The organism is Leptospira saintgironsiae (assembly GCF_002811765.1).
In the GTDB taxonomy this organism is placed as follows: Bacteria; Spirochaetota; Leptospiria; order Leptospirales; family Leptospiraceae; genus Leptospira_B; species Leptospira_B saintgironsiae.
The window spans coordinates 446,008-463,489 of the sequence record NZ_NPDR01000001.1 but is presented as its reverse complement, the minus strand read 5'-3'; the positions used below and the strand labels follow the sequence as shown (position 1 = coordinate 463,489).

Here is a 17,482-nt window from a genome sequence, read left to right as displayed (position 1 = left end):
CTTAATGATACAATAAAGAGTAAACATTGTCCGAATCTTGAACTAATTTATAAGTCCAGACTGCTTCTCCCTTTTCATCATACCTGACTGCAGTATTATCTTTATATAATACGATCACATCTTTCTTTTTGCCTGGTAATAGACCTTCTACTTCTTTATCTGAAATTTTAATCTCTTTCAGGCTGGAAGAATCAGCGTCCACACGATAAATTTTATCGTTACCAGCAAACCAAAGAGAATTTCCTCTTACGCTAAAAAGATTAGCAGATTTGTCTGAAATTTCAGTCTTTGTTGCTTTTCCTTTTCCGGAAACATATACGATCTCTTTATCAGTTCGGAAGAATGTTCCATCCTCAGTAGCTCCGAGCAATCTTGGATTTGTAGTTCCAGTCCAAGCAGAATCTACATCTTTGCTTAGTTTTGCATCTGAATATAGGATCTTATCTTCTTTGGAGGAAGATTGAACTAAGAACACTTGTCCTTTTTTAGATGCAGACCAAGATTTAGAATCCAAAGGAATGGATTTATTTTCTTCGAAAGTATCTGAATAACTGGTTAAGGTTCTTTTTCCAGAGGTTTCGGTTTCTACTAAAATTCGATCCCCAGAAACCATTGCCTTCTTAAACATTCCTGGAAGATTAATTGTTTGGAAAACAGAACCGGAGTTTTGATCTCTAACTTCTAAACTTCTATCTGTAAATGCGTAAACCCTGCGATCCGCTAGAACATTACGGAAAGGTTTAGTACTTGTGATTCTCCAAAGACGAATCGCCCTGTTTTTATCTAGAGCTTCGATAGAAGTTCCGTAATTCATCAATAATAGATCGTTGATGATAACTGGAACCCCGATCAAAGATCCACGATTCGGGAATGGTTGTAAGATTACAGGGGTATCTGAATCAGAAAGAACAAGTCTTTCTGCTTGGCTTGAATAAGCAGAATTCGGATATTTTTCCGCGAGTTCTCTTCCTAATTCTATAGCCAGTCTTTTGTATTCTGCATTTGCAGGATTTCTTGTTTTTAATTCAGAAAGAATTCTGATACGTGCATGTAAAAACTTTTCATCTCTTTCGAGTTCAAGAGCTTTTACTATCTCTGAATCTGCTGCTTCCAAATCTCCTTTCTTAAAATAGATATAAGAAAGTTGGAAATGTGCATCTGGGAAATCGGGGTTCTTTTTTATAATTTCTTTGAATATCTCCACTGATTGTTCCAGGAGATTATCATTAAAAAGAACGATCCCGATATTGTAAGGAGCCAATTCATTTTCAGAATCCGCCTTCATGGCGCTTTCGAATTCTTCTTTGGCTTCTTTGCTCTTGTTCTGATTATAATAAGCGATCCCTTTACCGATTCGAGAGGCAGTAAACTCAGGATTTAATAACCAAGAACGGTTGAAAGACTCGATTGCCGTATCAAATTTTTTCTTCTGGAGAGCTATAATTCCAAGCTGATAATGGCTATAATAAGAATCCTGTTTTTTCTCTAAGATCTTTTGGAAACCTTTCTCCGCATTATCCACTTCTCCTTTTCTAAGTAAGAAGGCGTAGATTGCTTCTTGAGCGGCAAGATTTTTAGAAGCTTCCGGAGAATTTTCTAAAAGAGAAATTCCTTTCTCTTCCATTCCCATTGCAAGATAACATTCAGCTACTTTAATATATAAAGTTAACTTTTTAGTTTTATCATACGCGGATTGGTAAAGAGGAACTGCTTTTTCGTAAGACTTATTATCGAATAGGCGATTTGCCTTTTGGATTGTAGGAACTACTTCAGAGAACTTTCTGTTCTGATCTATCGTCTGTTTTGCTTCTGCGATCTCAGGAAGATCTTTCGTCAATTTCTCAGCCTTTGCTAACCAAGAACTTGCAGAATCATAATTTGCTTTTTCGTTTTCTTCTAAAGCGATCTTATAGTAAAGAAAAGCCAGACGGAACTGAATGGATTCGTTGTCCGGATACTTCTTCATTAAACTTTTATAAGTATTTTCTGCCTTATCGAATTCTTTTTTATCTTCGTAAGTTCTAGCGAGTACGATCCCAGAAAGAGGATCATTTCCAGTGATCGCTTCCAATTCTTTAGTGTACTGAGCTACTTTAGATTGGTTTTTCTGAGCAGAATAAAGACGGATCAAACCCTGAAGTGCAGGAAGATTTCCTTTTTGAAGACTAAGAGCTTTTAGATAATTTTGCTCTGAAAGTTTTGCATCTCCGCTTATCTGATACAGACGGCCATAAGCAGTATAAACGCCAGGGTCATCCTGATCTTTTGCTTTCGCACGATCGAAATAAGTTTTAGCGGATTTAGTATCTCCCTTACGAAGACGTAAATCTCCTTCATGGATCAACTCTGAAGATTCTAAGAAAGCGGCGACCTTCTTTGTTTCTTCATCCGGCTTTAAAGTTTCCAATTCGTTTTTAGCAGTTTTGTATCTATGTTCAGAAGCAAGAAGATACACTAAATTCAGAACAGGTTCCTTATAATTCGGATCTAACTCGCGTGCCTTACTAAAAGAAACCATCGCCTTTGCATTTTCGCCCAAAGACTTTTGGTTCAAACCGATTTGGTTGTAGATACTTGCGTTTTTAGGGAAGAATGGAATGGCCTTTTCTAAAACAGAAATTGCTTTTGGATTATTCCCAGATTTGCTATAAACAGATGCAAGTCCAGAGTATCCCTCTAAATAGTCTGCCTTTAATCTTAAAGAAGTTTCGAATGCTTTGATGGCGCCATCAGTATCATTAGAAAGTATTTTAGCATTTCCTAAAAACACAAAAGGAGAAGGATTTTTAGGATCTAATTGAGTCGCTGAGGTAAAAAATTGTACTGCTTCTCTGTAATTTTTTGCCTTTAGAGCAGCATTCCCTTTTTCTAATAGACCGGCTACTTTAGTTGCAGAGGCAGATTGTTTTGCTGATGCCAGCTCCGGATCTGCACTTCTTGCCTTCTCAAAATATGCTTCTGCAGCCTCATAATCTTTTACCTGGACAGCGGTATCTCCCAATTGCATGTATAATTGAGCCTTAAATTTAAACTTATCTTCTGGAATAGACTTGAGAGCTGAATATGCCTCATCATATCTTCCGATTGTTTTTAATAAAACAGCTTTTTTGAAAGTATAAGCGCTTCCATCTACCTTAGGAAGTTTTTCTAATTTAGAATAAACTTCCAAAGCATCCTTATTTGCTCCCTGAGAAGTATATAAGATACCGAGAGTTAAGAGAATTTGCTCATTCTCTGGATCTAACTCCGTTCCTTTTTTCAAAGAGTTCAAAGAATCTTCCGTTTTACCTAAACGATATTCAGAAGAACCGATCAAGTAATAACCCTCTGCAGTGGGGTACGCTTTTACAGCTTCTCTACCTTTAGAAAGGGAAACTTCGAATTTACCTTTTTGGAAAGCCGAGTTTCCTTCGTTAATCAGTTTGGATGCTTGCTTTAATTTTTGAGCAGCGATAATATCTTTTTCTAAGATTGCATCTTGGGAATTCGATTTTCTGAAATCTTTAGAAGCACATTGTACCGCAAAAAACGAAACGATAGAGAATATTATAAAACGAGAAAATATACGATTCATCACTTATATCCCTTATAGAGAATCTTCAGATCTTTAATGGGAGTTTTTTCCCTAAACTCTTCTCCTCTGGTTAAAACGGAAACAGTCCAGAGCCCTCCCGCAGGCAAATCTCCCTGCCAAACAACGTCTCTTCCTAAGTATAGGAACAGCTTTTTGTTTTTTAAATCCGTTTTGAATGAGAATGGGCGGCCAATATCTTTGTCCACATCCAGATATTTATATGTGCTAAGTGTTTTTCCATCAGAAGGAAATTGGAAGATAGAAACCTTCTCCTTTCCTGCTACAACCCCAAGAGAAAGACCATTCAAGTGGAATGTCACAGCTACCGAACCATCTCCATGATCTACAGGAAGTAAGAAGTAACCTTCAATCTCTAACTCTTCTGGAATAAATGGAAGAGAATACACTCCGTTCCATCCATTAGCTAAGTTTTTCTTTTTCGCGAATTCAAGCCCATTCGGACCGAAAGGAGAAAATCCAAATTCTCCGGATGGTTTCCAGAATTCTAATTCGGACAATAATCCATATCCGAAATAAGGAAGTGCTAATTCTACCAAACGATCCGGTTTTACATCCAAGATACCTTCGTAATATACATAAGCACCATCTGCGCTTTCTTTAAGGAGCTCCAACTGATAAGCGCCAGGAGTTAAGTTGCTGCGAAAGAAAGGAGTTTCTCCCTGTTTGTAACCATCCAATGAAACGGAAAGTCCGTTAGGCACTGTAATTACTTTAGCAGATCCTAATGTACGATCTTCTTCCCATTCTTGGAAAAGGAAACTTTTTTTGCCCGCTCTTACTTGGATGGTCTTAGTGATCGGTTTTTTTCCTTTTAATACAACTTGAATATCTTGGATCCCTTCTTGGATTGGAATCTCAGTCAGAGGAGTATTTCCTAATGACTTTCCTTTCCAGAGGATCTCTGTATCGCCGGAAGAAGCTCTTACTGTTAAGGTTCCTTTGATAGAAGAGTTTACGATTTCCTTAATTCTAGTTAGGTCAGGTTTTCTATCCCAAACTGGAACAGTAGTTTGTTTAGATTCTAACGAAATAACTCTATCTGAAGATTTCCAGAAGATAGCTTGGCTCCAAGCTCCTACTTCTTCGGTGGAAACGGGACGTTTGAAAGAAAGTTCAAAGTCTCCATAAGATGTTGCATCCACAGAATCTTTTAATTCAAATTTGAAAGCCCAACCTGTATCTGATTCAGTTATTGAACCTAAAACTAAAACATCCACATCTTTGGATTTTAATTCTTGGGTTAGTCCAGATTTGTTTTTCCAAACATCAGGAGAAATTTTGGCGTTTGAAAATTTTACATCCTTCCATATCAAACTAATCTCCTGTTCGAAGTAAGAGGCTAATTTTTTATCCACTGATTTAGGATATTCGATAGGAGAGAATGCTAAGATCGGGACTTCGTGCCCCGCTTTACGAACACGAAAATCAGTGTCAGATTCTCTAAAAATGAATACACTCTCTGAGTCGCCTATCGGCTTGTAATACGGTTCTTGTATCAGCTTAGAAGGTTCGTTTAACTTCTGTACTGAGGAGCAAGTAAGCCCAAAACTCGTAATAAGAGAGAATATAATAAGATTACGAAATGAATTGTTCCCCATCCCGTAAAAAAATTTCCCAGGGACTGATTTAGCAAATCTTTTCCGGGTTCTGGAGAAAATGAGAGCTTTTTTAGAAAGAAATATCCGATCCTGGTTGGTCCGATTATAGCATTACAAAATTACGAACTATTTACGGGAGAATGCGTATATGAAGAGAAACCCCGCTGCATAGCGGGGTTCTATAGAATTAGAAAAGCGGAAAAGACGACAGAAACTAAATTAGAAAGTTTCTTTCGGATTAAGTTTCAACTTTTCTTTTTGAACGTCTTGTTGAACGTATTTTGTTTCGTTCACTTGCTGAGCAGTTCTTGCTACTTCGTCCGCATTGGCTCTAGTAGCTTCACGTTTCTGCAATTGAGTACGAACTTCTTCCACTGTGGAAGCCTGGCTTAAAATGCGAAGTTCTTCGCTAGATGCTTTCAACTCATCTACCAGGTTATTATATTCTAAAACGTCGTTTTTCTTAAGAACGATTAGTCCTTTCAGTTCTTTTACTGATTCAGGTCTTAAAGAAAGGATCAGTTTTTCAGTCAACTTTTGGTTTTTCTTCAGAGTGATCTCTCTATTTCTTTCCAAGATGACTTCGGACTCTTCTCCAACTTTAGAAACTGCAACAGAACCTTCTAATACTGCGAATTTAACATCGCAATGAGACTCTGCACAATTCACTTTTGTACCTGTTGGATTTTCAACAGAAGTTAAGAAGGTAGTTCCGCGAACTCCCGCAAGAGCAGTAGGAGTTACTACGCTGAAATCGGAGTTTTTGTTCTCTTTACGAACTAGAGTTACGATCCTTCCGTAGTTCAAACTAACCTTAACATTAGTTCCTTCTTCTCCGACTAGTGCGGCAATAGATACTTCAGTCTCTTTGGAAACTTTAATGATACCACTTTCGGCAACCATGATCTCTACAGATCCGTTTTTACCAGTAAAGATAGTGTCTGCAGCAGTTACAGTCTGACCGAATTCGGCTTTTTTCTCGCCTTCTGCGGACTGAACTTTTACGTCTCCGTTCAACCAAACAATCTTAGCAGTTGAAGATACTGCTTCTGATTTTACTTGGCCACTGCTTGTTTTAGGACTACAGGCAATCAGATAGCTTGATGCCAGTAGAGTCATTAGAATTAGGGTGTTTTTATTTTTTAACATATATTCTCCCCCGCTTTTTAAGCTTAAGAATCCTCTAGTTATAACAAACTAACAAGGACTTTTTACCAATACTTATGTTTAAACCATTTTACAAAAAGCAAAAGATTTGGTTTGGAAAAAAATTTCCAAAAAATGTCCCTTTGGCAGATTATGTTTGAAAGTCTGAAAACTAACCCTTAAGGGTTATCTATTTGAGAACAAATTCTATTTCTTCTCTGCCTTTTTAGGCTCTACTTCAGGCAAAGAGTCCAGCTCTTCCTCTAATTTACACTTCGGATAATGATCTGCAGGTAGACTGGAGCCTACCCAACCGAATGCTTCTTGAGATGAGATCACGTGAATGTCCCAACCTTGTACTATATTAGGACAATCCCAGACTTTATTCTTACATAGAACCTGGCTTGCTTTAGGTTTTGGATAAGCCCATGCAGCAGGAGGATGAAGACATTGCATCTCCACTTCTGCTAACTTACGCATACGCTTTACGTTTTCTTCAAATTGTTTGAATAAGTTCACCAGAGGATTTGCAAGCACCTCGTTGAAGTAACCTCTGGAAGTATTATAAGCTAAGAAATATACCAATTCTTCCATTACATATTCTTTATCATGGGAGAAGGAACTAACTGTATGAATATATCTAGCTATCTTTAAAGAATCAGTGAGAAGTTCTCGTAGTAAATCTTCTGATTTGTCTGGGAGTCCCGCATCTTCTTCGTCGTCAGGAGTAGAATCACTTTCTCCATCATCTACCATCATCTCTGCGAAAAATGTCTCGTCTGGATTTTCTCTCTCAGCTTTTTTCGGACCTGCAGCTGCGACCTCTACATTATCTTGTAGTCCTAGCGGAACGTGGTTAGAAGCAGCAGAACATACAAATTCTGGAAGATCTAACTTCTGCATGAAGTTAGCGCATTGTTTTGCGATCCTTGTTTTTTCAGTATCATCCGGAAATGGTTTATTCCATTGGTCTCCAGTGACACGAGCGATATCCATAAAGATCCCGCCAAGAAAAGAATATCTACGTAACATTTTATATTTGAGTGCATCCGGGATCAGAACAATTCCCAAAGCCAATAAACCTAATTCACAGATATGTTTGAAAAAATGAGGATTTGTTTCGTAAACTTTAAAGAGCGCTAGTAAATGTTTCTTATTATTGATCCCGTTACGAATAATTCCCTTAAAGTTGAATTTATTCTCTTCGTACATGAACTTTAAGAATTTCTTATCTGTGTTCTTAAGTTGCAAAACGATCTTTTCGGAAAGTTTATCTTGGATCTGACTGATTAATTCTTTGGTTAATTTGATCTTAAATTCGGGATTGTACTGACCCTTAATTTCCTTGAGTCGGGTAAGGGCAGATTCTTTTACCTGGACCTCTTCCTTTACTAGAATATTACCGCTATTGTCCTCGATCGCATTTAGGAAACGTAACATATTCCCGGCGTTATAATCGCGTACGAAGTTTAAAACCTCGTCGATCGAGCTGTATTCTACCGATTTAGGATTTACTTTCATTCTTTAAGTGATCTCTACGTGTGATTCTAAACGGGTTTTCCAGGCTTGCAAGCATAGATTCCAAGCTCTTTCTTCTTTCCGTACTTATATCGGTCGCTTCACCCATAGAAATCAACATTTTGCATCCAGGACCCGCGTCACAACAGTCGGAAATATCACATTCTTCTTTATACTTTCTCAATTCCGGGTAACTTTCTAAGATCTCACCTTTAGATAAATGTAAAATCCCCCATTCTTTGATACCTGGAGAATCGATTAATACGATATTATCTTCCAAGACCAGAAAGTTTGAGTTTGTAGTCGTATGTTTACCTTTCTTAGTGGAAAGACTTACCTGAGAAGTTTTCTGCAATTCCCTATCGGATAAGACGTTTACTAAGCTAGATTTTCCTACTCCTGAATTTCCTACCAAGTAGGTGGTTTTGGAAGAAAACTTGGTGCATAGTTCTTCTAGACCTTGGCCGGTCTGGCAAGAAACAATAATTATATCATAGCCTAAATTTTTATAAACGGAAGAGCGTTTAATCGCAGTTTCTTGATCTACTAAATCTGATTTTGTGAATATGATTAGGGGAGGGACCTCAGATAGATATGCGGCCGCCAAACATCGATCTAAAAATCCATCTTTGGTTTCGGGATCTTTTAAAGAGGCGAGTACTGCAATTTGATCTACATTAGCACAAAGTACCTGTGCATCTCCCTCTTTGCTTTTACGTAAAAGTTCATTTTTACGGGACAATCTTTCTTCGATTGCCCATTCTCCACCCGATTCCATAGCGCAAACCCTGTCGCCTACAACAAAGGGATGTCTTTCTTTTGCGGCGATATTTCTGAGCCTTCCTCTAAGTACAGCTCTTACTCTTCCTCTTTCAGGTGAATACAAATCATAGAAGGCCCCAAAGACCCTTGCTATCGTAAAAAACTCCTTTACTGGAATCGTGGAAGTAGACATTCTTAAGCCTAATTTTACAGGCACGCGATGAAAATCATACGCAAATTCGGACCAATATTCGGTCTTGTTTTAGCCGCATTCCTTCTGCAATCGGCACTCATATTCGGTTTAGATTTCAGATCCTTGGATTCTGATCGTACAGTCGTGCTTCTCATCAGTTTGCCTTTTACCACATTTGCCGCTGTTTTTGTCTGGATTTGGTTCAATGAATTCGGACCCGCATGGAATTTATCATCAGCTCTTTCTAAACTGACGGACCAAGAATATGTAAAATACCTTTCTTCGTTAGATAAATTCAAAAGTGATCTGATTGCAACCAACATCACGGAAAGTGTCTGCGATAAAATCCTGAAATTTCTTCCTAGTATCATAAACGCAAGCAGGGCTAAAATTTACTTATGGAGAGAAGATCTTGGAAAATTCTCCCCGTATCCTCGAGAATCAGGAGAAGATCATTTTTATATCTTTGATCCTTTCCTTTTATGGATCACTGAACATGATAAAATTTTTTATTCAGAAGAATTTGTAGAAAACGTAAAACTACAGCAGATTAAAGAACATGCACTTTCATTCGCTTCAAAAACAAAGGCGGATCTTCTTGTTCCTTTTATCTTAAACAAAAGTCTTTTAGGGATGCTCGTTTTAGGACCCAAAAATGATGGAAGAAGGTACAATGCTTCCGAACTGGAAAAACTAAACGAAATGCGTTCCGTTTCAGTGATGTCACTTTCCAATTCTATTTTTTACGAAAGACTAATAGAGCTTACAGAAACTCTCGAAGAAAAAGTCCGGCATAGAACCCAAGAGTTGGAGAGCGCACAGTCACAACTTATCATGTCCGAAAAAATGGCGTCTTTAGGAACGATGGTTGCGGGGATTGCACACGAGATCAATACTCCTGCAGGAGTTATCAACGGTTCTGCTGACAATTTAGAATCGAATATGAATTATATCGTAAAGAACGTATTCGAAATAGTTAGATTCGCAAGGAACAAAAAGTTACGAAAATCGTTCGAAGTTGCACTTCTTCATATCTTAAGAGATCGGAAAAAAAGCCAGGCAATGGAATCCAAGGACAAGTTCCGGATCAAAAGAGAATTGAAAGACGAAATGGTCGAAATGGGGATCGAAGTTTCCCTAGCCGGAGAAGTGTCTTCTTTTATTATCGAAAATGATGTTATGGAAGTCCGAAAATATATCATGGAGATTTTAGCACAAGGTGCAAAATCCGGATATGAGATGCTAAAACATGCATCCAACACCAATCGAAATATTAAGAATATCAAATATTCTATTAAAAATATTGTTCGGATCGTAAAAGCCTTAAAATATTATTCTCACCTAGACCAAAGCAAATCTTTCACTAGCGCAGATTTAATAGAAGGTATCGAAAATACTTTGGTGATCATGAATAACCAACTGAAGTATGGAGTAGAAGTGAAGAAGAACTTCTCCAGTATTCCTAAGGTTGTATGTAATCCGGATGAATTAAATCAGGTTTGGACCAATCTAATCCAAAATGCAAACCAGGCAATCAGAGGCCAGGGAACAATTGAATTATCAGCGTATTCCGCTGGCGACACAGTTACTATAGAAGTTCAAGACGATGGTCCAGGGATTGACTCTTCCATTAAGGATAGGATCTGGGATCCATTCTTCACCACTAAAGATCAGGGAGAAGGTTCCGGACTCGGCCTTGGTATCGTAAAAGGTATCGTGGAGAAACATAAAGGAAAGATCACTGTTGAATCTATACCTGGAAAAACAGTCTTCAAAGTCGAATTGCCTCTTAGACCTCCTCAACCAAATGCAGAAACAAGTTTAGAAAAACCTGCCGTATGACAGCAAAACCTAAAAAGAAAAAGAAAGAACCAAAGTCAGAGAACTTTTATGATCTAGTTTATAAAATTGTAAAAAAGGTCCCAAAAGGAAAAGTCACAAGTTACGGCAGGATTGCAGTCTTGATCGGAAAACCAAGAGCCGCCAGAGCAGTGGGTTATGCTTTAAACGCGCTAAAAAAAGACCAAGAACAGAAGATCCCTTGGCAAAGAGTTATCAATAGTATGGGAAAAATTTCTCATAGAGGTGATACTCCTAGAGCTATTATACAAAAAAAACTTTTAGAATCAGAAGGTATCAAGTTTTCTAGAGAAGAGGTCGTGGATTGGAAACGATTCGGCTGGCCTGATTAATTTACTGTAAGGTTCCTAATGCAAAAGCCGGTAGTATTAACAATCGCAGGTTCTGATTCCGGAGGTGGGGCAGGCATCCAAGCAGATCTAAAAACTTTCAACTTCACCGGATCTTTTGGAACTTCCGTAATCACTTGTTTAACAGCTCAAAATCCAGATGGTGTCACAGGTATTCTAGAGGTAGATCCTGATTTTCTTGAAAAACAACTCGTAGCTGTTCTCTCTTATTTTCCGGTAAAGGCAATCAAAACCGGAATGTTATTCTCAGAAAGCCTGATCCGAAAAATTTCTAAAATCTTAAAAGAGTATAAAACGAAAGGTCAAAACTTCGAATTAGTTTTGGATCCAGTAATGGTTGCAACAAGTGGTGCCAAACTTTTACAAGATGAAGCAATCCAATCTTTAATCTCTGAATTAATTCCGATGGCAAGTATAGTTACTCCGAATCTAGACGAGGCAAAAATTTTAGGTTCTGGAGAAATTTACAAAATCGAATCCATGGAGACAGAAGCGATTTCTCTTTCTAAAAAACTAGGAGTGCCTGTTTTATTAAAAGGTGGTCATATCAAAAATTCAACTGAGGCGCTGGATGTATTAGGAATGCCGAATGGAGAAATATTTAAATATACAAAACCTTTTGTAAAAGATTTTAATCCACACGGAACAGGCTGTACTTATTCTTCTGCGATAGCCTCTTATTTAGCGCAAGGATCTTCTCTCTCTGACTCAGTAACTAAGGCTAGAGAATTCCTACATGCAGCCATCTTACAATCTTTTCCAGCTGGAAAGACCAAGACATTAAATCATAATCCTGTAATCTAGTCTTTAGGAATTAGTCCTAATTCTTCCTTAGAAGCTTTTTCTAAAATTTCTAAAGGAAGAGAACCTTTTCCTAAAACAAAGCCATGATATTCTTTGATATCGAAAGCTTCTCCTTTGACAGACTTCCAATCTTCTCTCATTTTTAAAAAAGAGATCATTCCGATCTTGTAAGAGCATGCCTGTCCAGGATAAACAATATATCTTTCAATCTCTGCAGAGACTTCTTTGGGAGCCATACCAGTATTGTCAGACATATAACGAATTGTGTCTTCTCTACTCCAACGTTTATAATGAATTCCGGTATCTACAACCAAACGAACTGCTCTGAACAATTCTGCTTGGAGTCTTCCTAGATCCACATAGGGGTCAGAGTAAAAGTTATAATCTTTGGCGAGTCTTTCCGCGTATAATGCCCAACCTTCTACAAATGCAGTGAAATGTGTGGTTCTTAATTTTCTAGGTGCAGAAGTTAATTCTTGGGACCAAGCAATTTGTAAATGATGACCTGGGATCGTTTCATGATATGTTAATGTATTCATCCCAAATTTTGGAATTTCTTTTAAATCGCGAAGGTTTGCATAGAATACACCTGGACGTTTCCCATCTAGACTAGGCTCTTCATAATAAGCTCCAGGTGCTCCTGCTTCTTTGAATTCAGGAATTCTTTCCACAAGTACTTTTGCTTTTGGCCAAGATGGAAAGATAGGTTTAGATTTTTCGATCGATTCTTTTAAGATCTCTTTATAAACCTCGATAACTTTCTCTTTTCCTTCTGGTGTATTTGGAAATTGAAACTCAGGTTTTTCTCTCAACTGACTTATCGTAGTTTGTAGATTCGAAACTTTGATCCCCGAATTTTCCAAAATGGATTTCATTTCAGTTTGTATTCTTGCCACTTCTGAAAGACCGATAGAATGGACTTCTTCTGGAGAAAGATTGGTCGTAGTATGATATTTTAAAGTATGTGCGTAAAACTTTTCCCCATTCGGAAGTTTCCAAACTCCTGCTTTACTATCTGCTGACTTAAGTTGTTGTTCTAGAAAATTTTGAAGTTTAGAATAGGCTGGATAAACAGAAGTTTCTAAGATCTTTTTTACTTCTGCTAAGGAAGAAGTTTTCTGCTCAGAAAGGATCTCATCATTTTTCTCTATTTTTTTGCGAAGACTTACATATAGAATATTATCTTCCGGATTTTTGACCCTGAAATTTTTTAATTCATCCAAAACCCTTTTTAAAATGAAATCAGGTGGGATCACACCATTAGATTGTCTGATTTCCAAACCACGGATCACTTGATCCAGCTTTTCAGAAATTCCTTTTAGCCTTGCAATATAAGATCCTACATCTTCGTAATCTTCTATCATATGTGAAGTTGCTAAGAAGGAAGGGATATGATTTTGGACACCAAATAGTTGGTTTACTGGATAAGAATTATAAATGTATTTTTCGTAATCCGCCGCAAGTTCCAGATCCCATTCTAAAGCTTTATAATAGATCTTATCTTCTCCACTTAGTCTGGAAGAATCGTATGTTTTAAGAATTTCTAGATCTCTTTTTGCTTTATCCGCTCTTTCCATTTCTTTTTCTGGAGAAGAGTCGGTCCATTTATAATTATGAGAAGTGATTCCCCAAGAATCCAAAATTCGAAGAGAAGTTAAAGTTTCCGGGTCATCCAAAACATTTTCCCAAAAGATCTTTTCATAATATAAACCTAATGTGATCGGCCGGAAATTGATCGTATGCCAAATTAAAATTCCGAAAGAAAGGGCAAGTATGGCAATAGCAGATAGAGAGATGATCAGGATCTTCTTCAGCATGGATAAGTACTCCGATGTTTAGAAAAGTGGGATGAGGATTTTAGATAAGAATACTAGTAATAATGTCCAGATCGCGGAAGAAGATGCCGCAAAAGAAAAATGATTTTCCCAATTTAGCAAAGGAACACATACAAATAAGAACATTCCGAAATAGGAAAGATAAGGATTGCGAAGATACAAGGTCTTCTGCCATTCAAAGAAACCTTCTCTAAAATCCTTTGCATCTCCTTTGAATTTATTCAAAAAGATCCATTCCGAAACAAATCCAAATATGGAGAATGTAAAAAAGAAAAAGGAAATTAGAAGCACCCAAGACCAATCTAAAAATGGAATTGGATTCAATGCGTGTATAATCGGAAGAGCAAAAGCAATCAGCGCAGAAAAAGGAAAAAAGAAAGCAGTTCTGAATAATCTACTTTCAGATAGAAATTTGAAAAAAGGAATTCTTCCAGGTAACTGAAAAGAACCACAAAACAAACATTTTTCCGAATCGGAAAGAATGGAAGAGCCGCAGTTCCTACAATAAAAATTCTTTTTAGAGACTTCGGCTGCTTCCGACACTTAAAACCTCAAACCTTCTTAATTAAACTTTCGATCAAAGCTCTTAAGAAAGCTTCCTTAGGAGTTCCACTTTGGATCGGTTTATTATTAATAAATAAACTAGGTGTGCTGTGGATCTCTACCTTTTCAGCATCATCTACTTCTTTATTGATCTGATTACGAACCGCAGGAGAAGACAAACAAGCACGGAACTGGTTCATATCCAATCCTTCTTGTTGTGCTAAGCTCAGTACAGAAGCAGGGGAATGAGCAATACGATTTTCAGTATTTCTATAAAGCCCTTCGTAAACCGCAGGAAATTTATTCTGCTTATCTGCACAAATTGCAGCAGAAGCCGCCACGCAAGAACTTGCATCTGGACGAGGAGATTGGACCAATCGGTTACAATTTGCATCGAGTGGGAAATTTTTATAAACGATCTTAACTAGACCTGGATAATCTCTCAAAACCCTTTTTAAGATATGAGAAGTATCCATGCAGTGACCACAATTGAAGTCAGCAAATTTTACGATTGTAATTGGAGCATTAGGATCTCCTTGTATAGAAGAACCTTGCAGATCAATTGAAACTGGTTGAGCTTTTTCGTACTCAGCCATTTGTTTTTGGATCTGAGCAACACCAGTATGTTCTCCATCTACTAAAGAATCATGGAAAGATTTTCCACCAATTTGACCTGCTGCTAAAAATAATAAAACTACTATGGCAGTATTTAAACCTTCTATCTGGAAAATGCTGAATGCTTTTTTCAAAGATTTGTCCTTATAGTCTTTAATTTGGAAGAAGGTCCCAGCAACCAAGATCAAAGTGGAGATCCAAGTAACTGCACAAAGTCCGCATATTGCATCTATATAAAATACGGAAGCGGAGAACAACCCAAGATCGGCTACCAGCGCTAAGAGCAAAATGTAAAAGGAAAGAAGAAGGTATCCTTCTTTATTTTCAGCACTTTTTTCAGATCGGATGAAAAGGTATGTAACGAATCCGTAAAATGCGAATCCTAAAAGTGCAATTGGAATATCTCCAATCCAAGGGATATTTCTGATCGCAGAGATGCTGCTCTCGGAAACTTTGGAACAAGAACCTGATTCACTGACTGCATCACAAAGTGATTGTGCAAGTCCGTCCGCAGTTTCTCCGCCGAAATATTTTCGAATCAATAAGAACGAGATAAACGCTGCAATACCGGAAATTACGGCAAGAATAGAGCTAGGGGACAGTTTTTTCATTCGGGACTCCGATTACAAAATACCTTTATACGTATCTGGAAGGCATAAGGAAAGAAAAAATATGTAGATCTGTACTTATAAAAAGGAATTAAAAATTAATCGGAGCCCAGACTTGTAATAGCTTCGGCCAGATCTATTTTACCTTCATATAAAGCTTTTCCAGTAATCACACCGTACATCGGAACAGAAGTCCCCAATGCAGATAGCGCCATGATATCTTTCAAAGAAGAAATACCGCCGGATGCAATTACTTGAAAATTATATCTGCTTAGAATTTCCTTATATGCGTTAAGGTTTGGACCCGCCAAAGTTCCATCTTGGGCGATATCCGTGAAGATAATATTACGGATACCTGCTTGTTGCATTTTTTCGAGAAGGTCCAGATACTTCACACCGGAGTCTACTTCCCAACCTGCAATTTTGACTATCCCGTCCCTTGCATCGACTGCTACGACAATCCTATCTTCTCCGTACTTCTCTAAAGCGAAGTCCAGAAGTTCTGGATTATTTACTGCAGCAGTTCCTAGAATAAAACGATCAATACCGATTGAATCATAATATTCTAATTTCTCCTTATCTCTGATCCCACCACCTAGTTGGATTTTCAGATTAGAAGATTTACGAATTTTTGAAATAGACTCAGTATTGATCCCGATCTGATTTCTTGCACCGTTCAAATCTACAAGATGTAAAAGAGTGGCACCGTTTCTTTCGAAACCCTCGGCAAGTTTCCAAGGCTCGGTGGAGTAGATTGTTTTCTCGTCGTAATTGCCTTTGAATAATCTGACAGCGCAATTATCCAACAAATCAATGGCTGGAATTAAAATCATAAGGATTGAATAAAGTTCTCCAGAATCTTTAGACCGAAGGAATAGGATTTTTCAGGATGGAATTGTGTTCCGAAAACATTTCCTTTCTCAACCACTGCTGGGAACTTCTCCCCATAATAATCGCAGAAACCAGTGATCGCAGAATTCTCCACTCCAACGGGACGGTAGGAGTGTATAAAATATGCGAAGGATTCGTCTTCTAAATTTTTCAATAAATTACTTTTGGAAGGATTTCTTTGGTATAACTTATTCCATCCGATATGAGGGACCTTGTAGTTTTTTCCCTTAAACTTACGGATCTTACCTTTGACATAACCTAGTCCTGGAACAGTTGTATTCTTATTACCTGAAACAACCTCATCCGAATCTTCGAATAAAATTTGAAAACCGATACAGATCCCGAACAAAGGTTTTTCTGCCTTCACATGATCATCTACATAAGTTCTCAAACCTGATTCATTCAGATTTCTCATAGCCTTATCAAAATGGCCATCACCTGGAAGAATGATCGCATCCGCTTGTTTCAAAACGGATGGATCCTTTGTATAAGAAAAATCTTTAGTAAAAAGTGAGATCGCTTTTAAGCAGGAGTGAATATTTCCCATTCCATAATCAAGAACGGCTATCATTCCAAAACACCTTTGGTAGAAGGAATAGCTCCGCCTGCAGCAGGATCAATCTCAATCGCCATTCGTAAGGCCTTACCAAAAGCTTTAAAAATGGATTCATGAATATGGTGGCGGTTTTCTCCGTAATGAACATGAACGTGAAGATTCATTTTAGCATTCAAAGCAAACTTCTGTAGGAATTCTAACGACAGCTCAGCATCATAAATTCCAAACTTACCTACAAGTTCAGGACCGGTATATTTATAATAATATCTACCACCCAAATCCACAGCGACAGTCGTTAGAACCTCGTCCATTGGAAGGGTGTAATGACCGTATCTTCTGATACCTGCTTTGTCTCCCAACTGCTTATGAAGGGTCGCGCCGAGAAGAATTGCAGTGTCCTCAACGCTATGGTGACAATCAATTTCTATGTCACCTCGCAACCATAGATCAATATCCAGAAGACCATGTTTAGAAACATGGGAAAGCATATGCTCGAAAAACGGAATTTGAGTATCGAATTTATAATTACCTGTACCCCGAATATTCAGGGAGAGCTTGATGTCCGTCTCCGAAGTTTTGCGTTCTTCTTTCATTATATCCTGACCCTA

14 protein-coding genes are annotated in these 17,482 nt (G+C 37.8%); 3 read left to right on the top strand and 11 right to left on the bottom strand.

Annotated features, from left to right (window positions below; all coding sequences use genetic code 11):
• Window position 1: 1 nt before the first annotated feature.
• The 5 genes from CH362_RS02170 to rsgA form a co-directional block, all read right to left on the bottom strand.
• The gene (locus CH362_RS02170) at window positions 2–3,574 is read right to left on the bottom strand and encodes a tetratricopeptide repeat protein (RefSeq protein ID WP_100708702.1); all 3,573 of its coding nucleotides are present in this window, start codon (window positions 3,572–3,574) and stop codon (window positions 2–4) included.
• Window positions 3,574–5,193, bottom strand: coding sequence for an LIC10124 family lipoprotein (locus tag CH362_RS02165; protein WP_244280453.1), 1,620 nt, complete (start codon window positions 5,191–5,193; stop codon window positions 3,574–3,576). The genes CH362_RS02170 and CH362_RS02165 overlap by 1 nt, the downstream gene beginning before the upstream one ends.
• 219 nt (window positions 5,194–5,412) lie before the next feature.
• Window positions 5,413–6,342 (bottom strand): FecR family protein, encoded by a 930-nt coding sequence (locus CH362_RS02160; RefSeq protein ID WP_100708701.1) that lies wholly within the window; start codon window positions 6,340–6,342, stop codon window positions 5,413–5,415.
• Between the two features lie 204 nt (window positions 6,343–6,546).
• Complete coding sequence (locus CH362_RS02155) at window positions 6,547–7,860, bottom strand: hypothetical protein (RefSeq protein ID WP_100708700.1); 1,314 nt, start codon at window positions 7,858–7,860, stop codon at window positions 6,547–6,549.
• Window positions 7,844–8,812 carry a ribosome small subunit-dependent GTPase A gene (gene rsgA, locus CH362_RS02150; protein WP_100709237.1) on the bottom strand — a complete coding sequence of 323 codons (969 nt, stop codon included), beginning with the start codon at window positions 8,810–8,812 and terminating at the stop codon, window positions 7,844–7,846. The genes CH362_RS02155 and rsgA overlap by 17 nt, the downstream gene beginning before the upstream one ends.
• Window positions 8,813–8,839: 27 nt before the next feature.
• On the opposite strand from rsgA, the gene CH362_RS02145 reads away from it, so the two are divergent.
• From CH362_RS02145 to thiD, 3 genes are read left to right on the top strand one after another with little or no spacing between them, the layout of a single operon-like run.
• Window positions 8,840–10,654 (top strand): GAF domain-containing sensor histidine kinase, encoded by a 1,815-nt coding sequence (locus CH362_RS02145; RefSeq protein WP_100708699.1) that lies wholly within the window; start codon window positions 8,840–8,842, stop codon window positions 10,652–10,654.
• Window positions 10,651–11,004, top strand: a complete 354-nt coding sequence (locus CH362_RS02140) for an MGMT family protein (protein WP_100708698.1) — start codon at window positions 10,651–10,653, stop codon at window positions 11,002–11,004. The genes CH362_RS02145 and CH362_RS02140 overlap by 4 nt, the downstream gene beginning before the upstream one ends.
• A gap of 18 nt (window positions 11,005–11,022) precedes the next feature.
• Window positions 11,023–11,826 (top strand): bifunctional hydroxymethylpyrimidine kinase/phosphomethylpyrimidine kinase, encoded by an 804-nt coding sequence (thiD, locus tag CH362_RS02135; RefSeq protein WP_100708697.1) that lies wholly within the window; start codon window positions 11,023–11,025, stop codon window positions 11,824–11,826.
• Here the strand turns inward: thiD and CH362_RS02130 are convergent.
• The 6 genes from CH362_RS02130 to hisB all read right to left on the bottom strand — a co-directional run bounded on the left by CH362_RS02130 (window position 11,823) and on the right by hisB (window position 17,467).
• The gene (locus CH362_RS02130) at window positions 11,823–13,643 is read right to left on the bottom strand and encodes a DUF885 domain-containing protein (protein ID WP_100708696.1); all 1,821 of its coding nucleotides are present in this window, start codon (window positions 13,641–13,643) and stop codon (window positions 11,823–11,825) included. The two genes, thiD and CH362_RS02130, sit on opposite strands and share 4 nt — an antisense overlap.
• Before the next feature lie 18 nt (window positions 13,644–13,661).
• On the bottom strand, window positions 13,662–14,204 hold the full coding sequence (locus tag CH362_RS02125) for a hypothetical protein (RefSeq protein ID WP_100708695.1): 543 nt from the start codon (window positions 14,202–14,204) through the stop codon (window positions 13,662–13,664).
• Between the two features lie 8 nt (window positions 14,205–14,212).
• The gene (locus CH362_RS02120; RefSeq protein ID WP_100708694.1) at window positions 14,213–15,430 is read right to left on the bottom strand and encodes a vitamin K epoxide reductase/DsbA family protein; all 1,218 of its coding nucleotides are present in this window, start codon (window positions 15,428–15,430) and stop codon (window positions 14,213–14,215) included.
• 95 nt (window positions 15,431–15,525) lie between these two features.
• Entirely contained in the window at window positions 15,526–16,260 is a 735-nt protein-coding gene (hisA, locus tag CH362_RS02115) for a 1-(5-phosphoribosyl)-5-[(5-phosphoribosylamino)methylideneamino]imidazole-4-carboxamide isomerase (protein ID WP_100708693.1), read from the bottom strand.
• On the bottom strand, window positions 16,257–16,889 hold the full coding sequence (gene hisH / locus CH362_RS02110; RefSeq protein WP_100708692.1) for an imidazole glycerol phosphate synthase subunit HisH: 633 nt from the start codon (window positions 16,887–16,889) through the stop codon (window positions 16,257–16,259). The genes hisA and hisH overlap by 4 nt, the downstream gene beginning before the upstream one ends.
• Window positions 16,886–17,467 carry an imidazoleglycerol-phosphate dehydratase HisB gene (gene hisB / locus CH362_RS02105; RefSeq protein ID WP_100704931.1) on the bottom strand — a complete coding sequence of 194 codons (582 nt, stop codon included), beginning with the start codon at window positions 17,465–17,467 and terminating at the stop codon, window positions 16,886–16,888. Before hisB ends, hisH begins: the two co-directional genes overlap by 4 nt.
• Between the last annotated feature and the right edge of the window lie 15 nt (window positions 17,468–17,482).

Coding starts and splice junctions, on each gene's coding strand:
- CH362_RS02165 (WP_244280453.1), bottom strand. CDS start 5,193: ATGGGGAACAATTCATTTCGTAATCTTATTATATTCTCTCTTATTACG.
- CH362_RS02155 (WP_100708700.1), bottom strand. CDS start 7,860: ATGAAAGTAAATCCTAAATCGGTAGAATACAGCTCGATCGACGAGGTT.
- hisA (WP_100708693.1), bottom strand. CDS start 16,260: ATGATTTTAATTCCAGCCATTGATTTGTTGGATAATTGCGCTGTCAGA.
- CH362_RS02160 (WP_100708701.1), bottom strand. CDS start 6,342: ATGTTAAAAAATAAAAACACCCTAATTCTAATGACTCTACTGGCATCA.
- hisB (WP_100704931.1), bottom strand. CDS start 17,467: ATGAAAGAAGAACGCAAAACTTCGGAGACGGACATCAAGCTCTCCCTG.
- CH362_RS02140 (WP_100708698.1), top strand. CDS start 10,651: ATGACAGCAAAACCTAAAAAGAAAAAGAAAGAACCAAAGTCAGAGAAC.
- thiD (WP_100708697.1), top strand. CDS start 11,023: ATGCAAAAGCCGGTAGTATTAACAATCGCAGGTTCTGATTCCGGAGGT.
- CH362_RS02120 (WP_100708694.1), bottom strand. CDS start 15,430: ATGAAAAAACTGTCCCCTAGCTCTATTCTTGCCGTAATTTCCGGTATT.
- hisH (WP_100708692.1), bottom strand. CDS start 16,889: ATGATAGCCGTTCTTGATTATGGAATGGGAAATATTCACTCCTGCTTA.
- CH362_RS02170 (WP_100708702.1), bottom strand. CDS start 3,574: ATGAATCGTATATTTTCTCGTTTTATAATATTCTCTATCGTTTCGTTT.
- rsgA (WP_100709237.1), bottom strand. CDS start 8,812: ATGTCTACTTCCACGATTCCAGTAAAGGAGTTTTTTACGATAGCAAGG.
- CH362_RS02130 (WP_100708696.1), bottom strand. CDS start 13,643: ATGCTGAAGAAGATCCTGATCATCTCTCTATCTGCTATTGCCATACTT.
- CH362_RS02145 (WP_100708699.1), top strand. CDS start 8,840: ATGAAAATCATACGCAAATTCGGACCAATATTCGGTCTTGTTTTAGCC.